Source organism: Amycolatopsis coloradensis, from assembly GCF_001953865.1.
Lineage (GTDB): Bacteria > Actinomycetota > Actinomycetes > Mycobacteriales > Pseudonocardiaceae > Amycolatopsis > Amycolatopsis coloradensis.
Genome location: NZ_MQUQ01000046.1, coordinates 1 through 16,401, shown reverse-complemented (window position 1 = coordinate 16,401; position 16,401 = coordinate 1). Strand labels below are relative to the sequence as shown.

Below are 16,401 nucleotides of genomic sequence, written 5' to 3'. Positions count from 1 at the left end.
CTGCTACAAGAAACTCCGCAAACTCACCACATGAGACAAGCTCTAAGCCTTCGACGGCATATCGGCACTTTGGGAGTCGATGCGCGCGGCCGGAATTCCTTCCGGTGTCAACCCACCCAAACAAGCTCGCACACGGCTTGCGAAAAGGTCATACCGAGCGGCCATTCGCGCGGTGGCGATTCGGATCGGCTGATGCACAGACGACTCGCCGGAATGTTCGCCGTCTCTGAACTGATCACGAGCGAGGTCGAACTCCAGGCCGCTCGGCAAGCGATTCCAATAGTGCAGCCCGTCAGGTCGGCCATCGCGTCGAAAGACCTCCGACCAGAGCAAGACACCGCCGAGCAGTTCCGCCACGGCCATCGATGTGACCCCACAATGGCCAGCAGCGGGATTAGCGGAATCCCACACGTTGACCGGGTCACACGTTCGCTCATCCCAACATCGCCGGAACACAGCTTCCAATTCCGTCAAAGACCAGACAGTAGTCATCCGCCCCCCACAAACCGTGTTTCTCAGAAGGAGGACCTTATCGGCAGAACGAACGGTACGGTTCGTTGTGTCAATCCACGTGCTTGACACCTGACCGCCGGGCATCGTCCAGGGGATTGGTGTGCGAGGTATTGGGCTTATGCGCGGTGTCTCCCTGCGCAGAGAGCGATGACGCAACTGCGCGCCGGGTGAATGTTGAGCTGGGTTAGAGCTTGATGATCTCTTGTGCGGTCGTGTGGCCGGAACGGACAGCGCCTTCCATATAGCCGTTCCAGTGGACGGCATATTCGGCTCCTGCCCAGTGAATCCGGCCGATGGGTGGCCGCAGTATGTCGCCATAGCTGGTCCACACGCCGGGGGCGAAGTGGGCTCCGTAGCAGCCGCGGGTGAATTCCTCGGCGCTCCAGTCCTTTTCCACGTAGGCGGTCGGGGTGGCCGCCTGTGGTCCGAGGTGCTGGACGAAGGAGTCGATCACGGCCCGGCGGCGCTGGGTGTCGGGGAGGCGTTGCCAGCGCCGGGCGTCGCCGCCTTCGACGAAGCCGAGGAGGATGCCGATCTCACCGCCTGGCGGGGAGACGTCGAAGGTGACTTTGACCGGGCCGGTGTCGGACACGATCTGGCCGTTGAGTCCGTGCTTGCGCCAGAACGGGGTCGGGTACGCGGCGAAGGTCTTGGCGACGGTGCCGGCCGGGAGTTTCTGGGTGAGCTGGTCGCGCCAGGCGGGCAGCACCGGGTCGTAGCGCAGGCGTCCGGCGAGCGTCGGAGGGAGGGCGATCACGGCACGGTCGGCGGTGAACTTCTCGCCGTCGGGGGTGATAGCCGTGACGGCGTTTGCGTCGTGGGCCACCGAGATGACCGGGGTGGACAACCTGACATCGAGGCCGTCGGTGAGCCGTTGGGCCACGAGAACCGAGCCACCCACGACGCGGTCCTGCTGGGCGCCGCGGTCGACGGCGAGGAGGGTTTCGAGGTCGGTGTTGCTGACCGCGTAGAAGAGCGCGTGCAGCAGGGAGAGGTCGTGGGCGTCGGTGGCGAAGATCGCTTCGGTCGCGACTCTGAAGTAGGCACGTCCGCTCGGGGTCCGCAGGGTGCGGCGTACCCAGGTTTCCAAGGTCTGGCCGTCGAGCAGGCGCGCCTTCGGGTGCGCCCACGGCTGGGCGGGGTCGATGGTGCGGGCGAGCCTGCCGAAGCGGGCTAAGCCCTGCGCGAGGTCGGCGAGCGCGACCGGGTTGAGCCTGGGGACGGCGCCTTTGGTGCCGCTGACAAGGGCGCGCTTGCCGCCGAGCCGGATGAGTACCCGGCCCTCGTCGTTCCAGGTGCGGAAGGTTTCCAGCCCGAGCTCCTCGACGAGCCCGTGCATCCGGGAGTGTCCCTCGCCGATCCAGGTGCCGCCGAGTTCGATCGGATGGCCGTTGATCTCGCCGCCCTCGAGTCTGCCACCGACCCGGTCGCGGGCCTCGAGGACGACCACTTCGGCCCCGCTCCGGCTGAGTTCCCGCGCTGCGGACAGCCCCGCCAGTCCCGCGCCGACGACCACGACCTTCATGATGCGCTCCTTGGTTCCGGAGATTCGGTCAAGTGACCGAGTTGTCTCAGGCTAGGTGCGCCCGCGCGTGTCTGACAAGGGTTCGTGGCAAAATCTCGGTCATCCGACCGAAAGAGGGTGGTCATGCCGTACGTCGAGGCGTCGGTACGCCGGCGGCAGTTCATCGCGGCCGCGCGCACCGCGCTGGCCGCCCACGGCGTCGCCAAGACATCGGTGCGTGTGGTCGCCGCCGAGGCGGGGGCCCCGCTGGCCACCATGCAGTATGTCTTCCCTTCCAAGGAGAAACTGCTCCGTGCTGTGATCGAGAGCGTCGTCGACGACATCGCCCAGGTTCTCGCCGAGTCCGCCGTCACCGAGGGTGGGTTGGCGAGCGCGATCCGGCAGGGGCTCGACGCGTACTGGGGAAGGCTCGTCCGGAACGGGCGCGAGCTGCAGCTGCTGCAGTACGAACTCACCATGTACGCCTTGCGCACCGCCGGTCACGAGGACCTCGCCCGGCACCAGTACGAGCGGTACGCCGCCGTCGTCGCCGACTGGTGCCGGCGCGCCGCCGAGGGCGCGGGCGAGACCGTCGTTGTTTCCTTCGACCACTTGGCGCGCATGATCGTCGCCGGCGTGGACGGCCTGACCCTGCAGTACGTCTGCGATCCTGACGACGCACGTGCCCGGGAGGGACTGGAGTCGTTGATGAAGATGGCAAAAGGTCTGGCGGGCGTGTGACCACCCTCGGTCCGTTTGCCGCCTCGGTGGGCTACTCGGGTGGCGGGTCGTCACCGCGGATGGTCGATGAAGATGTCGTACTCGACTTCGCTGGTGCCGCCATATGAGGAGAGGTCGGTGACTCCGGCGTCGCGGAGCACCTCGACGTCGAGGAATGTGTTGCCTGTGCAGTCTTTTGCGGGCCGTTGGAAGATCTCGACTGCGGCGTCGGCCACGATTTCGGGTGAGCGTGACCGCTCTATTGCGGCGTCTCCGCCGAGGATGTTCTTCAATGCGGCGGTGGCGATGTAGGTCTCGGGCCACAGGCAGTTGGCCGCGATGCCATGTTCGGCGTACTCCGCGGCCCAGCCGAGGGTCAGGAGTGTCATGCCGTATTTGGCCATCGTGTATGCGGGGTGGGCGCTGAGCCAGGTGGGAGAGAGGTTGAGGGGCGGACTGAGCGAGAGGATATGGGGATTGGTTCCCTCGCGCAGGTGGGGGAGGGCTTTGCTGGTGAGCAGGTAGGTGCCGCGTAACTGGATGCCGGTCATCAGGTCGAATTGCTTCATAGTGAGCGTGTCAGTGCCGTCGAGTGCCAGCGCGGAGGCGTTGTTGACCACGATGTCGATGCCGCCGAACCGGTCCACGCCTCGCTCGACTGCTTGCTGTACCGACGCATCGTCGCGGACGTCGCCGACGACGGCGAGCGCTTGGCCTCCGGCGGCGTCGATCTCGGCGGCGGCGGTGTGGATGGTGCCGGACAGTCGAGGGTGTGGTGTGTCGGTCTTGGCAAGCAGGATCACTTTGGCGCCCCGGCGGGCCGCGGCGAGGGCGATCGCCAGGCCGATGCCGCGGCTGCCGCCGGACATGAGCAGGGTGCGGCCGGGGAGGCTCATCCGGTGATCTCCTTGCCGAAGATGCCGCGGGCGATGACCCACTTCAGGATTTCGTTGGCACCTTCGTAGATCTCACCGATCTTGCTGTCGCGGTAGATCGCCTCGACCGGGCCCGGCGTGCCGTCGGCGCTGAGTTCGCGGGCGAAGCCGAGGCCGCCGAACGCCTGGACGGCGTCGCGGGCCATGTCGACGGCGAGGCGGCTGCCGTAGAACTTGGCCATCGAGGCTTCCGGTTCGGGGAAGATCTCGCCGGCGTCGCGCCGCAGAGCGGCTTTGAGGTAGAGGTTGCGGGCGTTCTCGATCTCCGTGGCACGGTCGGCCATGAGGAACTGCCAGTGCTGGTTGGCGGCCAGTTTCCGGCCGAACGCTTCGCGGGTCGACAGGTGCGCGACGGCGTGGTCGAACGCGGCCTGCGCCATGCCGACACCGGCGGCGGCGATGCCGATACGGCCGAGGGTGAGGGTGGCGAGCGCGTGCCGGAGTCCGTGTCCTGGCTCTCCTCCGAGCAGGGAGGCCTGCGTCAGTTCGACGTCGTCGAACCACACGTCGGCGGTGAGCTGCCCGCGGTTGCCCATCTTCTGGTCGGGTTCGCCGACCCGGACTCCGGGCAGCGTGGTGTCGACGATGAACATCGAGAGCCGGTCGCCGGTACGGGCGAGGGTGACGATGAACCCGGCGACCGGTGAGTTGGAGATCCAGCGCTTGCGGCCGTTGAGGATCCAGGTGTCACCGTGCTGGACGGCGACCGTCCGGATCGCTTGCGGGCTCAGGTCGGACGATGCTTCCGGTTCCGTCGTGGCGAAGGCGCCCACCATGGTCCCTGCGGCCACCGGACGCAGCCACCGCTGCTGCTGGACGGCGGTGCCGTGGGTGAGCACGTTGCCAGCGAGGATGCAGTGGACGTCGAAGACGGCCGCGATGCTGCTGGAGTGGTGACGATCTCCTCGTCGGTGAGTTCGAAGAGGTTGTCGGCCACGGCACCGCCAGCGAAGCACGCGAGAGCACTGCCCGGTTTGCGTGGACCGGGACCGCGCAGGGCGGCGGCGTGGTTGAACATCGCCTGGAACGACAGCTGGGGCGTCGACACGGCGATGTAGTCGTCCCACTGCTGCGGGCCTTCCTCGCTAGTGAAGAAGCCCACCACCACGTACCGGCCGTAATGGATGTCGTCGAACGCCGTCCGGTACTCGGCCGGGAGGCCCGGCATGATCTTGACCGCGACATCGCTGGGAACGGTCACGATCGCGCGGCGGGCTCGGATACGCGCCGGTCCGTTCTCGTCCTCGTAGTCCACGACGACGCCGTCCTCGGTCCACTCGACCGACTTCACCGGGGACTTCAGCCGCAGCCGATCGCCGAGGTCGTCGGCCAGGATGTCGGTGAGGGTCTAGTTTCCTCCTTCCGGCAGGGAGAAATTGGGAACCTTCGCCGGGTCGGTCAGGAGAATGCCCATCGAGATGACGAACTGGGTCGCGGCGGTCTCCTCGGATTCGCATCCCATCCATTGCCCGGCCCACGACCGGACCATGTCCCGCGCGACCTCTGACTTGACCCCTCGGAGCACGTACGACGCGGAGAGGGCATCGAGCTTCGCCCGCACTCGCTTCGCCAGGCGGTTGTCCGGGTTCAGCTGCAGGAAGGGTGCCGCCGCGAGGATGCGGGCGCCGATGGCCGCCAGGGCGGTTCGGTCCCGAAAGTTCATCCGGGATCGGAACATGAGGGCGAACGGATTCGAGGTGTCGACCTGTTTTCCGTGGAGCGCGAGGGCCACCTTCTTGCCCGCCAGTGTCCCCATGCCGACCTGGTGGCGTTCGAGGGCATCGATCAGCGGGCCGGTGCCCTCGGTGAACTGGGTGCCGAGATTGATCCAGTAGTCGCCCTGGCGGACCGATTCCACGCGACCACCGGCCCGGCCGGTGGCTTCGAGCACGACGACGTCTCGATCGGACAGCGTGGTCGCCGCCATCAAGCCCGCGATCCCGGCCCCGATCACGACGACGTCCGCCGTGTGCGCGTGGAGGGATTCGGTCATGAGCTGCTCAGTTCCGCTGTCGACGTCAGAGCCGCGGAAATGGCCCGTACCAGCCGTCTCGTGGCCCTCCTGCTGCTCGGGCTGATCGCGGTGAAGGCGATGTAGCCGTGCACGAGCTCGCGTTCGTGGATCACCTCCGCCGGTACTCCGTTCGCCGTGAGCGCTGCGGCGTAGGCGAGTCCGTCGTCGCGGAGCGGGTCGAATCCGGCGATCGTCACGATGGTCCGGGGGAGACCTGTCAGGTCTTGGGCGAGCAAGGGGGAGACCCGTGGGTCGAGATGGTCGGTTCCGTCTGGGAGGTAGTGGTCCATGAACCAGGCGATCTGCTTGGCCGACAACGCGGGGGATCCGGCGAATTCGAGTTGGGAGGGCCGTCGTTCCGAGATGTCGGTGACCGGCTGGATGAGCACCTGCGTCATCGGCTGGACAGGATGTCCGCGAAGCTGCTGGCAGAGTACGGCGGCGAGGTTGCCTCCGGCGCTTTCACCGGCGACGACGATCCGGTGCGGGTCGATTCCCCAGTCGGCGGCGTGGTCGAGGGCGTACTGCCACGCGGCGAGCGCGTCGTCGTGCGCCGCCGGGAGCGCGAGGTGTCCACCGGTCCCCTGGAACGGCTCTGGCGTTAACCGGCCGGCGAGCAGACGCGTCACAAGAACGGCCGGCTTGGTGGAAGCAGCTTGTCGGTCGTGGCCGCGAGGTCGCGACCGTCCACCGGCGGTGTTCCAGGTCGCTCGCGCGTCCGTTCGCGGTCGGTGTGACGGCGAACGCGGGCTGGGTGTCGCTGGCCGTGGCGAGAAGAACATGGTCGAGCAAGCAGGTCCAACGATAACCGCACCGCTGGTCATGGCTTGGTATTACCGTGCACAGCGTTGCTCTCCAGGAGCAAGGCGCTGGGTGGCGGCACCCCCATGCCGCCACCCAGGCCGAAAGCGCCGGAACCGTGGTCTGCCCTAAAGAACCGGTCTCGGCTAGATCAGTTGCCAATGCTGGTTGCCGCCATTATGGCACCGCCAAGCTAGCGCTCGGGTGCCGTGATCGCCCTCCGCGTCAAGGCAGGTGAGGCGGTTCGAAGCAGGCGAGAACCAGGAGACATTTCTTTCGTCGGTCCACCATTCCCATAGCTGATTGTCTGTTTGCCGGCAGGTAAACGAGATAACGTTCGGTCCTGTCGATCTTTCGACGTCGGCGCATTTGCTGGTGTCTTTAAGTGGTTTAATCTCCCAATAGTCTCTGGCACCTTGGAGAACCCAAACCTGGTTGTCGAGGCCGTGGCACCGGAAATGGAGAATGGCGGGCCCGGTGCCCTCGGCGAGGTCAAGGCAGGTATTTCCCGCCTGCTCCACAAGTCCGGCGTAGTGCGTTGTGCCGTCGCTGATGTACCTCACCGGCGCGTTGAGCTGCCTGGCCCGCTGCTGGGCTGCTTCGAGGGCGGGAGAGGTCGCCTCCCGCCCTGTTCGCGGTTCTGCGGGCGTTGCGCCGGCAATGGCCAGGGGAAGGATCATCGCTACGATCGCCACAATGACAATCTTTGTTGTCCGGGATAGTCTCATGATTTCTCCATGGGTTGACCTCAGGTGGTGGTTTGCCGATCGGAGCAGTCGACGCCATGCGGCGGATCGCCTGAGTTTTGGTGCCACTACAAACCTCCTTCTCTGGTAGGTCGGTGTATAGGTGCGGTCGGCTGCGCCTGCGGCGTTGACCGCTGGTCGAGACTCGGTGCCCGCGGACGCGGGCCAAAGCGCGTTCTTTTCGCCGCCGCCGGGGACGACGGTCGAGATTTCGCGCGAGAACCTCGGGTATCCGTGTCCGGAGGTACGTCTGGTAGGTCATCACAGCTCCCAGCACTGATCGTTGGCTGTTGCCAGCGTGCGGCGGGGTCATTCGGAAAACCTTGAACGCACCTTGTAGGGATACTGGCGATCCGCTATGTGTGGAGGCAGGGAGGGACGAGTTGTGGTGAGCATGCGGGTGCTGTGTGGTGTTGATGTTGTCGCCGATGGAGTCCGCTTAGACGTGGGACATGCGCGTCAGCGTGATGTTCTGGCGGTGCTGTTGCTGGAGGTCGACAAGGTGGTGCCGGTCGACCGGTTGATCGATCGGGTGTGGGCTGAGCGGCCACCCGCGCAGCCACGGAACGCGCTGTATGGCTACGTGTCGCGGCTCCGGCGGGCACTGGCCGCGCTGGACGGTGTCACGATCGAGCGTGACCACGGTGGCTACGTTCTCCGCGCCGATCCGCAGACGGTGGACATTCACCGGTTCGAGAATCTCCTCGCGCGCGCGAAAACGACCGCGGACGAGACCACGGCGCTCGCGCTGTACGACGAGGCGTTGACGCTGTGGCGAGGCAGGCCACTGGGGGAGCTGGATTCTCCGTGGGCGGACAGTGTCCGCGACGACCTGGAGCGTAAACACGAGGTAGCACGTCTGGACCGCAATGAACTGCGGCTGCGCAGTGGCGCCCATGCGCAGGTGCTGGCCGAGCCCGCGACGGGCGGCGTAGTCGGTGAACGGGAGGCAGCGCAGCGGATCGAGGCCCTGTTCCTCGACGGGCGCCCGGCCGACGCGTTGCGGGAGTACGAAGAGGTCCGGTCGCGCCTGGCGGACGAGCTCGGCGCCGACCCCGGGCCACGTCTACGCCGGTTGCACGAACGAATCCTGGCTGGCGGGGGACCGGGCGGTGAGACACCGGCCCCGCAGCAGCTCCCGGCTGCGCCGCTGTCCTTCACCGGGCGCACCGACGAACTCGCGGCACTCGACAGGCTGCTCGCCGCCCCGGGTGCTGTGGTGGTTGTCTCCGGCGCCGGCGGTCTGGGAAAGACCTGGCTCGTGGTGCGGTGGGCGACCGATCACGCGAGCCGATTTGCCGACGGACAACTCTACGTCGACCTCCGCGGCTTCGACCCGGTCCACGAACCGATGCCCGCCGAACGCGCCGTCCGCGGGCTCCTCGGCGCGCTGGGTATCGCCCCGACGTCGATTCCTCCAGAACCGGAGGCGCAGGCGGCGCTGTACCGGACCCTTACGACCGGGCGTCGGTTGCTCGTCGTGCTCGACAACGTGCGCGACACCGAACACGTCGTCCCGTTGCTTCCCGGCGGGTCGTCGTGTTCGGTCCTGATCACGAGCCGGCACGAGCTCGGCGGCCTGCTCACCACCCACGGCGCGAACACGCTGCCCCTGCGACCCCTCGATGAACGGCAGGCTCGAGACCTGCTCGCACACAAGCTGGGCGCAGCCCAGCTGGCCGACGAACCCGGCGCCGCCGAGCAGATCATCCGTCAGTGCGGAGGAATGTCGCTGGCACTGGCGATCGTCGGCGCACGGGTGATTGCACAGCCCGAACGGCGGCTGGCGGCAATCGCCGCCGAGCTGCGCGACAGCCGATTGGACGCACTCGACACCGGTGAGCTGACCGCGAGCCTGCGCGCGGTGTTCGACACCACCTACCGATCCCTCGACGCTGCCTCCGCGTCCGCGTTCCGCCTGCTCGGGCTGGCGCCCGCCGACGATATCGAACGTGTAGCAGCCACCGCCATGATCGGTGACTCCCGCCTCCTGCGCGTGCTGTGCGCCGCCAGTCTTATGGAGGAGACTCCGCAGGGGCGGTTCCGGATGCACGACCTCGTAAAGCTTTACGCCTCCGAGCTCGCGGTCGAGACCGATGACACCCCTATCCGGCTCGCGGCGTCGGCCCGGCTGTTCGACCACTACCTGTGCTGGGCCTCGACCGCCATGGAGTGGGTGTCGCCCGATGAGGCCTACCTGCGGCCCCCGGCAACGCGGTCGGCGGGACCGCAACCCCGTTTCGCGGACGGCTATGCCGCGCGGGCCTGGTTGGACGCCGAACGGACCACCATGCTCGCCATGGCAACCGGTGCCCCGGAATCCCTGTCTGGGCACGTCATCCAGCTGTCGGCGACGCTCTGGCGGTACTTGTATATCGGTGCGCACCACAACGAGGCGCTCACCCTCCACGCGACTGCTCTCGAGCTGACGCGCCCGGGCACCAAGGAGAAGGGCTTTGCCCATCAAGCCGTCGGCATGACTCTACTCGTGCTCGGTCGCTACGGCGACGCTGCCGGCCACTTCAAGGAGGCTTTGACCATTGCCTTGGACCAGGGAAACGAGCTCCTCGAAAGTATTGCCCGCATAGGTACCGCTTCGGTGGATGATCTCCGAGGTGAGTCCGCGACCGCCCGGAATCAGTACGAGCTGGCGCTCGTCACCGCACGCCGGAGCGGACACGCACTGCTGGAAGGGGCCGCGCTGTTCCATATCGGCGACCATTTCCGTCGCAACGGCGACCACCGAACCGCAAACGGCTACCTGCGACGAAGCGGCGCGATCGCTCTGGACCTCGGGTCGGCTGGGTTAGGCGGACTGGTGTTCGCGGCGCTGGGCAATACCCATGCTGGCCTGGGACAATCTGACGACGCTGATGAACACTTCCACCGCGCGCTGACTTTCGCGAGGTCCTGCAGAAACACGAACCTCGAGATCTCGACCCTCAACGAGCTGGCCGCTACGAAATCCGGTTCCGAGGCGGTCGAGTTGTACGAGGAATCCCTGGCCCTCGCCCGCCGAACCGGTCACCTGTACGAACGCGCCCGCGCCCACTACGGCCTGGGCACGGCCCACCGAGCTGCCGGAAACCGTGCCCGGGCGACATTCCACCTCGAAACGGCGTTAACCGCCTATGCCGAGCTCTGCGCACCCGAGGCCGACGATGTCCATACGCTGCTCGCCACGCTATCGGGCAGTCTGCACGACAGCGACAAGTAACACGCGGTCTCTCCGGCCAGCCGATCAGCGCGGTGTATCCGCAGGAACTCGTGTGCTCCGTGACGCATGGCCAGGGCGGCGCCGCACGGTTTCCTCGTGCGGGCCACTCTGGAGATCGTCCTGCAGCACGGCCGTGGAGTCGTCAACGACCAGGTGATCCGTAACGACCGGCCGCGGCTCGAACGCACCGGCATCACCGGCGTCCTCATCAGTGGCCACCCCCACCTCGACGACTTCGACGTGCTCTTCGGCGCCGATCGGAATGTTGTGGCCGAGCTGATGACCCTGATTCCGTTGACCAGCGATGAAGTCGCCTGAACCACCTCTCGTGACGGCGTCGCCGCGCTTCTGGACCATCTCGAGGACACGAACCCGCCCAGCTCGACATCGCCCGTGCCTCGACGACCTGAGCCACAGCACGGCACTCTCGCCGGCATCCGCGACCGGAGCGCCCGGAATCGCCCGTGACGACCATGCACTCCTCGCGCAGCTGCACTCCCGGGTCCGTGGTGTGCACGATCCCGCCCGGCATCGGCAGCTGGTCGGCCGCCGCGGCGAGGACGTCCTGGTGTTGCTCTAGGACCTCACCGATTGGACAACCGTGACATATCTGGTCAAGCAACTCTTTGACTGGCTGCGGGATCCGGCCCGGATCGATGCGCACCAGGATCCGCCTGCGGCCTCGCGTCGGGATCGCCGATGCCCGGCCCGGCGACACGCTCGACGACCTTCTGCGCCGTCCCCGCCGCGCTCTGCACGACACCGACGATGCCCGCGCACCCTAAATCCACGCCGACCAGTCCACGCACCAGCCCGGCCGCGATGACCACCACCGCCTCGAACTCCTCGCCGAACTGGCCACCGTCCACGACCGTGACGCCCTGGACGTGGACTACCAGCCCATCCACACCGCCCTCGGCAGTCTCGCCGCGGTCCGCCCCCAGCCCTATTGGCGAAGTCCCGCCGGAAGCCGCCGGGACCTGTGCGACATCGCCGACCCGGCTGACCACACCGGATTGCTATCCTGGGCACTCCCCACAGTTCTGGCTTGCACGGCCCAGGACTCCGTCGCGTGGGCCGCCCACGGTGCGGTACCGACGATCCTGCTTGAACTGCCCGGCAGCACGGTCCACGACGAGCCACTGCTGGACAACCTCACCACCATCGCCGCCGACACCGGAATCCCGCCAGGCCGGCTCCAGCTCGCCGTCCCCGCCCACGCCCTCACCGGACACCCCGCCATTCACCGGCGGCTGCGGGAATTGCCGCTGGGGTACACCGGCATCCGCCTGGCCCTGACCGACGTCCTCGACGACCACATCCCGCTGCAGGCGTTCACGACCGTCGACTGGGCCACCATCGCGCTCACCGCCGGTACGGTCGCCGCTCTCACCGCCACTCCCGCGGGCGGGCTACCGCTTGAGGCGGCCCTGAGGACGATCCGCGCCTTGAACGCACAAGCGCTTACCGACCACACCACCACCGTGCATGGGCAGCCGGTTTTCGACCTTTATCAACAGTCCAGCACCGTCACTGCACACGACATCACCCGGCAGCCCCGATGACGACCTGATCGCCGACGCGACGCTGTCTGACTGGCGGATGGGTATCGGCTTGCCGCCGGCGACGTCCATCGAATTTATAATCATCAGTGGGGCTGTAAACGCGAGCGCGAACTGAACGGTCCCATCCCCGCAGCAGAACGTCGGGGAGGCCGGCGTGGCGTGCGTCGGCAATGCGATCGCTCCACCCGGGCATCCTTGTCAGGCATACTGACGCGACGTGGTAGGACCCGGCCAAGGATCGGCGCCTGAACTGGGACCCGCCGCATGCGTACTCGCCGCCTCATGTCCAGCCGAGCAGCAACTCGTTGCGTGGGGACCAGCGCGGCGGAGCGATGCGGACGGTGATTCCCGGCATACCGAGCCCTGGAACCTCAGCGGCGTGGACGAACGCACGTGCTCGTTCTGACTCACCACGAATTCGGACATGGCCACGCCGGGCGGCGCCGTCGTGCAGGACCGGCGGCCGGTTCACCAGTCGTACTGGACATGGCCACCCGGTTTCCGGTTCCTACTCAAGGGACCCCTCCACCGATGACGCGGCAGTTTCCCGGCGCCGGGTCATTGCCGCCGGATGAGGTAGTTGGTCAGGTTGGCGCGTGGCGCGTGCTGTTGAGTGAAGACCTGTTGGTTGGCGTAGAGGCGCCCGTTGGCGCGGTAGGCGGGGGCGACGACGAAGACCACGGGTGTGGTGGGGTCGCAAGTTCCCCAGGGCTTTTGGAAGGCGGGGTCTGGGCGTGTGCCGATCGGGGCGTGGAAGTCCCAGTCGACGGCGTCCGTGGCGAGGTCGGTGGCGGTGCGGACGAGGTCGGTCGCGTCGCGATTGTGGCGGTGGGGGTCAAGACCGAGTCGAAGACACAGGTCGGTGGCTGAGCCGGGGTCGGCGAAGAGGGTGCGGGTGATGATGCTGATGTTCCCGGCGATCGCCGCAGGGGTGGCATCGCGGCCGGTCTGGTCGCACCCGGCGCGGGCGAGCCTACGGCACATCTGGTGTACGAGGTCGAGGTAGCGTTCGGCGTGCTGTTCGTGCTTGCTCTGATCAAGGGTGGTCAGTGTCGGCGGGGTGATGATCCGGTCGACGATCCGCGTGCGCAAGCGCTGGTTCTCGGCGTTGGCCTGGTCGAGTTGGTCGCGTAGTTCGGTGACCCGCGCGTTCAGCCGTTCGACCTCGGCTTGGAGGAGCAGTTCGGACGCGGGGGTACCCACGGGTTCGATGAACAGGGGCTTCGGGGCATATCTCCAGCTGGGCAAACCATGGGAACGGCGCACTCTGTCCCAGTGGGCGTCGTTCATGAGGTCTCCAGATTCAGGCGCAGCGGTGTCTCCTTGCCGGTCGCGACGAGTACCGCGCGTGCTTTGATTTCTGTCTCGCCGAACTTCAGGAAGATGCGCACGCCGCGTGAGTGCAGCGGCCGCCCCGCCACCGGGCGGAGATCGATCGAGATGGTCCCGATATGGCGGCACGACGCCGCGGTCACGTGCCCTGGCGCCGGCCCGTCGGTGACATAAAAGTCGAGGTCGAGGTCCCGTTGCAGGCCCCGGATCGGGGTATAGGGACCGAACTCTGTCTCATGGTCGCTGGGGACGAGGGCACCCTTTTTCACGAGGCATTCGAAGCGTGTGACGCAGACGTCGAAGAGCTTCCCGTCGTCGGTTTCGGCTTGGCGTTTGTCCTCCTCGAGGTCGATCCCGGGCCGGAAGGTGCGTGAGGTCCCGAGACCGTAGGTTCGGCGTGCCCGGCGGGCGCGGGTGTCCGGCCGGCAGGCGAAATGCACAGCGCCGCGGACGATCGCGGCCTGCGGATCCGGCGATACCGCGACCACGGCTTCATCACCAAGGTGCGCGGTGACACTGTCTCGCAGGCAGGGGGAGGCGGCGAACCCGCCGGTGAGGAGGACGACGATCGGGGGGTCGTCGTCCTCTTGCTCTTTCGCGAGTTCGTTGACCTGGTCGCTGATGAGGGTGCAGACATCCTGGACAACCGCGTCGAAACACGCTCGGATCTCCTCGGGGGACGCCACGATCTCCCGGTCCTCGCCGTCCTGGGCGGCGACCAGGTCTTTCCTGGTACGCAGCGGCAGCTTTTTGTACAGGTCCGCGGAGAAGGAGAAGTACCTGGGTGTGTCGTTGTCGGCCGTGATATGTAGCTTCGCGCTCTGCCACTGGTCGAGGACGGCGTCGATGCCGTCTGGGCAGGTGTCCTGGAGTTTCCTGAACCGGTCGGCCCCGCCCAAGCGGGGGATGAGGATAGTGTCGACGAACGCTCTGTCGACGTAGGCACCTCCACCGGGATGCCCGGATGATGTTCCTGTCTCTTCCAGGGACCCGTCCGCGCACACTCGGTACGAGGTGCGGTCGATGGTTCCGCCGCCGCAATCGGCGACGATGAGGCGCTGGCCGGGTGTGATCAGCAGTTGCCGGTCATTGGTTCGTCCCGGGACGCGGATCCCGGCGACCCTGGCGTGTTGCGCGGCGGCTTCAGGTTCCAGCGCCAGGATGAGCCGGTCGTCGTCTTCGGGGAAGCCGGCGTTGCGCGCGCATCGGCGCATGATCGCTTTGTTGCCGTCGTTCCAGATGTTCGGCACCGTCAGACAGAACAGCGCGTCCTCGGCGGTGAACCCGGCCTCGGAGATCTCCTCCAGGACCCGGTCGAGCATGCACCGCAGATACTTCGTGATGAGGTCCTCAGTCGCCGAGGTCGACCGAGGTGCGAGCGCACCCAGCGGATGCGGATCAGTGTCATCCATCAGGTTCATCTTGAACAACTCTTCAAACCGCCAGCCCAGCCTCACGCGGTCCTTCCGATGCTGCCGCCAGCGGACAACGGCGTCGTCGCCCCACGCGATGACGTTCCCATCCCGGTCCAGGAGCAACGCGGTCCGTGTTTTGACCGATGCCACCGTTTGTCCGGGCCATTGGCCAATGGTGACGATGGTCCGCCCGGCCGGGTCCTCGTCTCTGCTCACGGGAATACACCACGCCGGGGCGCTCGCATATGTACCGAAATCGATCGCGATCCGCAAGATCGGGCCATGCGAAACCATCGTGAATATCCCTCCAGTCGCCGAAAGTCAGTCAGTTTTATCACCTGACCCTGCTGTTGGATTCCAGTGCACCGGGTCAACACCCGTCGGTGCGCACTTTGTAAACAGATCCTTGTTGTTTATTGCTCCGAGTAGTGCATTGCGGTCTTGCTTGCGGCCATTCGTGCACGGCGAAGAGTGAATATGCGATTGAGAGTTGCCTAAGCGTAAGCGGCCGCCGATGGATGCGGAGAATCGGCTTCCATCCAGACATCGGACTCGCCCGGAGGCGAGGTTTACGGACGAGATTCGCTGTGCGCCGCCGGCGGATCCAGCTCGGCTTTGCCCGCGCGGTGGCTCGGCGGAACGCCGCCAGTTCGGCGTAGACCAGAGACCGGAGCGCGTGCGAACGCTCGTCGGAGCAGATCCGCAGCAGCCGGGAAGCCGCAGTTCCGAGAGTCGCCCGAAGGCGCTGGTGTCACGGAGCGGTTCGATGGCGTCGAGCGGCCCTGAAGTGAGCGAACACGTTTATCAGGTCGAAGACATGCTTTCTGCGCTCTTTGCCCTTGCCGCTGACGGGCCGCTGAAATCCCGGTCGCGGCAGGGCGTTCGGGCGCTCGCGGACGACGACTCGAAGGTATGGCGGAGTCCGCCGTCAAGGTTTTCGTGCGCAGATACGGCTCGTAGGCGGGAGCGTCGCCCACGTCCGCATAGGAATCGGCGGTGCATTTCTCCCAGCCCGGCCAGCGCGGCAGAACCACTACTGCCCGAAATATAGGTGATGCCTTCGACGATGTGTCTCGACGTGCGGGCGGTAGCGCGGGCCGATTCTGCCCGCACGCGGCCGGGTCGGCCTGAGGTCCTTCGCGCGAACGGGATGACTTTCCACGTAACGAGCACGTCTGCGCCTCGGCTATTCCCTCCGTAACGCGAGTGGGTCGTTGCTGTTTCGCGCCGAGGGAGGCCGATGCTCGCGAGCGTACCCAGGTCAAGAACCAGCGCTGGCACCGTCCACGCCGCACGGGAGCCCATCCGCTCTGGCGGTCGCGCCCTCACAGCGGCTAGTGACCCCTCGTGCTCGCCGAGATCGCGACCGCAGTGTTCCCCATCGCCGCCGCCGTCGCCGAGTACCGCAAACCACGCGGTCCCATGACCGCTCAGCCATTGCCTACCACTTCGACCAATGTGCCCGCATTTGTGTTTGACGCCCTCTGCCTGAACCTGACGCTGCTTCATCTGGTGGATAAGGGACTGCCCCGAGTTTGGTTGACACCGGGGGTGTGGTGTTTCAGGCCGCTGACGCGGCGGTGTAGATGGTCTCTAACTCGACCGGGGTGAGTTTGCCCAGGGCTCGTTGTCGGCGTTT

At 66.5% G+C, this 16,401-nt stretch carries 15 protein-coding genes; 4 read left to right on the top strand and 11 right to left on the bottom strand.

All coding sequences use genetic code 11. From position 1 onward, the window contains the following. Positions 1–42: 42 nt before the first annotated feature. Both BS329_RS45630 and BS329_RS41380 read right to left on the bottom strand, forming a co-directional pair. A complete protein-coding gene (locus tag BS329_RS45630) occupies positions 43–492 on the bottom strand; it encodes a YunG family protein (RefSeq protein WP_425266400.1) in 450 nt (149 codons plus the stop codon). A 205-nt stretch (positions 493–697) separates the two neighbouring features. After that, complete coding sequence (locus tag BS329_RS41380) at positions 698–2,038, bottom strand: flavin monoamine oxidase family protein (protein ID WP_076169053.1); 1,341 nt, start codon at positions 2,036–2,038, stop codon at positions 698–700. A gap of 123 nt (positions 2,039–2,161) precedes the next feature. On the opposite strand from BS329_RS41380, the gene BS329_RS41375 reads away from it, so the two are divergent. Further along, entirely contained in the window at positions 2,162–2,758 is a 597-nt protein-coding gene (locus tag BS329_RS41375) for a TetR/AcrR family transcriptional regulator (RefSeq protein WP_076169051.1), read from the top strand. A gap of 50 nt (positions 2,759–2,808) precedes the next feature. On the opposite strand, the gene BS329_RS41370 is transcribed toward BS329_RS41375, so the two are convergent. The 6 genes from BS329_RS41370 to BS329_RS41350 form a co-directional block, all read right to left on the bottom strand. Beyond that, positions 2,809–3,633, bottom strand: a complete 825-nt coding sequence (locus BS329_RS41370) for an SDR family oxidoreductase (RefSeq protein WP_076169049.1) — start codon at positions 3,631–3,633, stop codon at positions 2,809–2,811. Then, on the bottom strand, positions 3,630–4,511 hold the full coding sequence (locus tag BS329_RS41365) for an acyl-CoA dehydrogenase family protein (RefSeq protein ID WP_244197505.1): 882 nt from the start codon (positions 4,509–4,511) through the stop codon (positions 3,630–3,632). Before BS329_RS41365 ends, BS329_RS41370 begins: the two co-directional genes overlap by 4 nt. Continuing rightward, positions 4,400–4,963: an FAD-dependent oxidoreductase gene (locus tag BS329_RS45085; RefSeq protein ID WP_244197504.1), complete on the bottom strand. Its 564-nt coding sequence runs from the start codon at positions 4,961–4,963 to the stop codon at positions 4,400–4,402. The genes BS329_RS41365 and BS329_RS45085 overlap by 112 nt, the downstream gene beginning before the upstream one ends. 57 nt (positions 4,964–5,020) lie before the next feature. Continuing rightward, the gene (locus tag BS329_RS45080) at positions 5,021–5,665 is read right to left on the bottom strand and encodes an FAD-dependent oxidoreductase (protein WP_244197503.1); all 645 of its coding nucleotides are present in this window, start codon (positions 5,663–5,665) and stop codon (positions 5,021–5,023) included. After that, on the bottom strand, positions 5,662–6,315 hold the full coding sequence (locus BS329_RS41355) for an alpha/beta hydrolase (RefSeq protein WP_244197502.1): 654 nt from the start codon (positions 6,313–6,315) through the stop codon (positions 5,662–5,664). The genes BS329_RS45080 and BS329_RS41355 overlap by 4 nt, the downstream gene beginning before the upstream one ends. 318 nt (positions 6,316–6,633) lie before the next feature. Then, positions 6,634–7,182 carry an RICIN domain-containing protein gene (locus BS329_RS41350; RefSeq protein WP_158075896.1) on the bottom strand — a complete coding sequence of 183 codons (549 nt, stop codon included), beginning with the start codon at positions 7,180–7,182 and terminating at the stop codon, positions 6,634–6,636. A 445-nt stretch (positions 7,183–7,627) separates the two neighbouring features. On the opposite strand from BS329_RS41350, the gene BS329_RS41345 reads away from it, so the two are divergent. Together BS329_RS41345 and BS329_RS41340 are read left to right on the top strand one after the other, a co-directional pair. Continuing rightward, positions 7,628–10,450, top strand: a complete 2,823-nt coding sequence (locus tag BS329_RS41345; RefSeq protein ID WP_244197506.1) for an AfsR/SARP family transcriptional regulator — start codon at positions 7,628–7,630, stop codon at positions 10,448–10,450. Positions 10,451–10,546: 96 nt separating this feature from the next. Continuing rightward, complete coding sequence (locus BS329_RS41340) at positions 10,547–10,768, top strand: hypothetical protein (RefSeq protein WP_143253448.1); 222 nt, start codon at positions 10,547–10,549, stop codon at positions 10,766–10,768. A gap of 296 nt (positions 10,769–11,064) precedes the next feature. On the opposite strand, the gene BS329_RS43715 is transcribed toward BS329_RS41340, so the two are convergent. After that, positions 11,065–11,358: a hypothetical protein gene (locus BS329_RS43715; RefSeq protein WP_076169040.1), complete on the bottom strand. Its 294-nt coding sequence runs from the start codon at positions 11,356–11,358 to the stop codon at positions 11,065–11,067. Here BS329_RS43715 and BS329_RS41325 point away from each other — a divergent pair. Further along, positions 11,338–12,015 (top strand): EAL domain-containing protein, encoded by a 678-nt coding sequence (locus BS329_RS41325; RefSeq protein ID WP_076169038.1) that lies wholly within the window; start codon positions 11,338–11,340, stop codon positions 12,013–12,015. The genes BS329_RS43715 and BS329_RS41325 overlap by 21 nt on opposite strands. Positions 12,016–12,573: 558 nt before the next feature. Here BS329_RS41325 and BS329_RS41320 read toward each other — a convergent pair. Then, positions 12,574–13,218, bottom strand: a complete 645-nt coding sequence (locus tag BS329_RS41320; protein WP_076169036.1) for a cell division protein ZapB — start codon at positions 13,216–13,218, stop codon at positions 12,574–12,576. An 83-nt stretch (positions 13,219–13,301) separates the two neighbouring features. Beyond that, entirely contained in the window at positions 13,302–14,978 is a 1,677-nt protein-coding gene (locus tag BS329_RS41315) for an acetate and sugar kinases/Hsc70/actin family protein (protein WP_143253447.1), read from the bottom strand. Between the last annotated feature and the right edge of the window lie 1,423 nt (positions 14,979–16,401).

Coding starts and splice junctions, on each gene's coding strand:
- BS329_RS45630 (WP_425266400.1), bottom strand. CDS start 492: ATGACTACTGTCTGGTCTTTGACGGAATTGGAAGCTGTGTTCCGGCGA.
- BS329_RS41380 (WP_076169053.1), bottom strand. CDS start 2,038: ATGAAGGTCGTGGTCGTCGGCGCGGGACTGGCGGGGCTGTCCGCAGCG.
- BS329_RS41375 (WP_076169051.1), top strand. CDS start 2,162: ATGCCGTACGTCGAGGCGTCGGTACGCCGGCGGCAGTTCATCGCGGCC.
- BS329_RS41370 (WP_076169049.1), bottom strand. CDS start 3,633: ATGAGCCTCCCCGGCCGCACCCTGCTCATGTCCGGCGGCAGCCGCGGC.
- BS329_RS45080 (WP_244197503.1), bottom strand. CDS start 5,665: ATGACCGAATCCCTCCACGCGCACACGGCGGACGTCGTCGTGATCGGG.
- BS329_RS41345 (WP_244197506.1), top strand. CDS start 7,628: ATGCGGGTGCTGTGTGGTGTTGATGTTGTCGCCGATGGAGTCCGCTTA.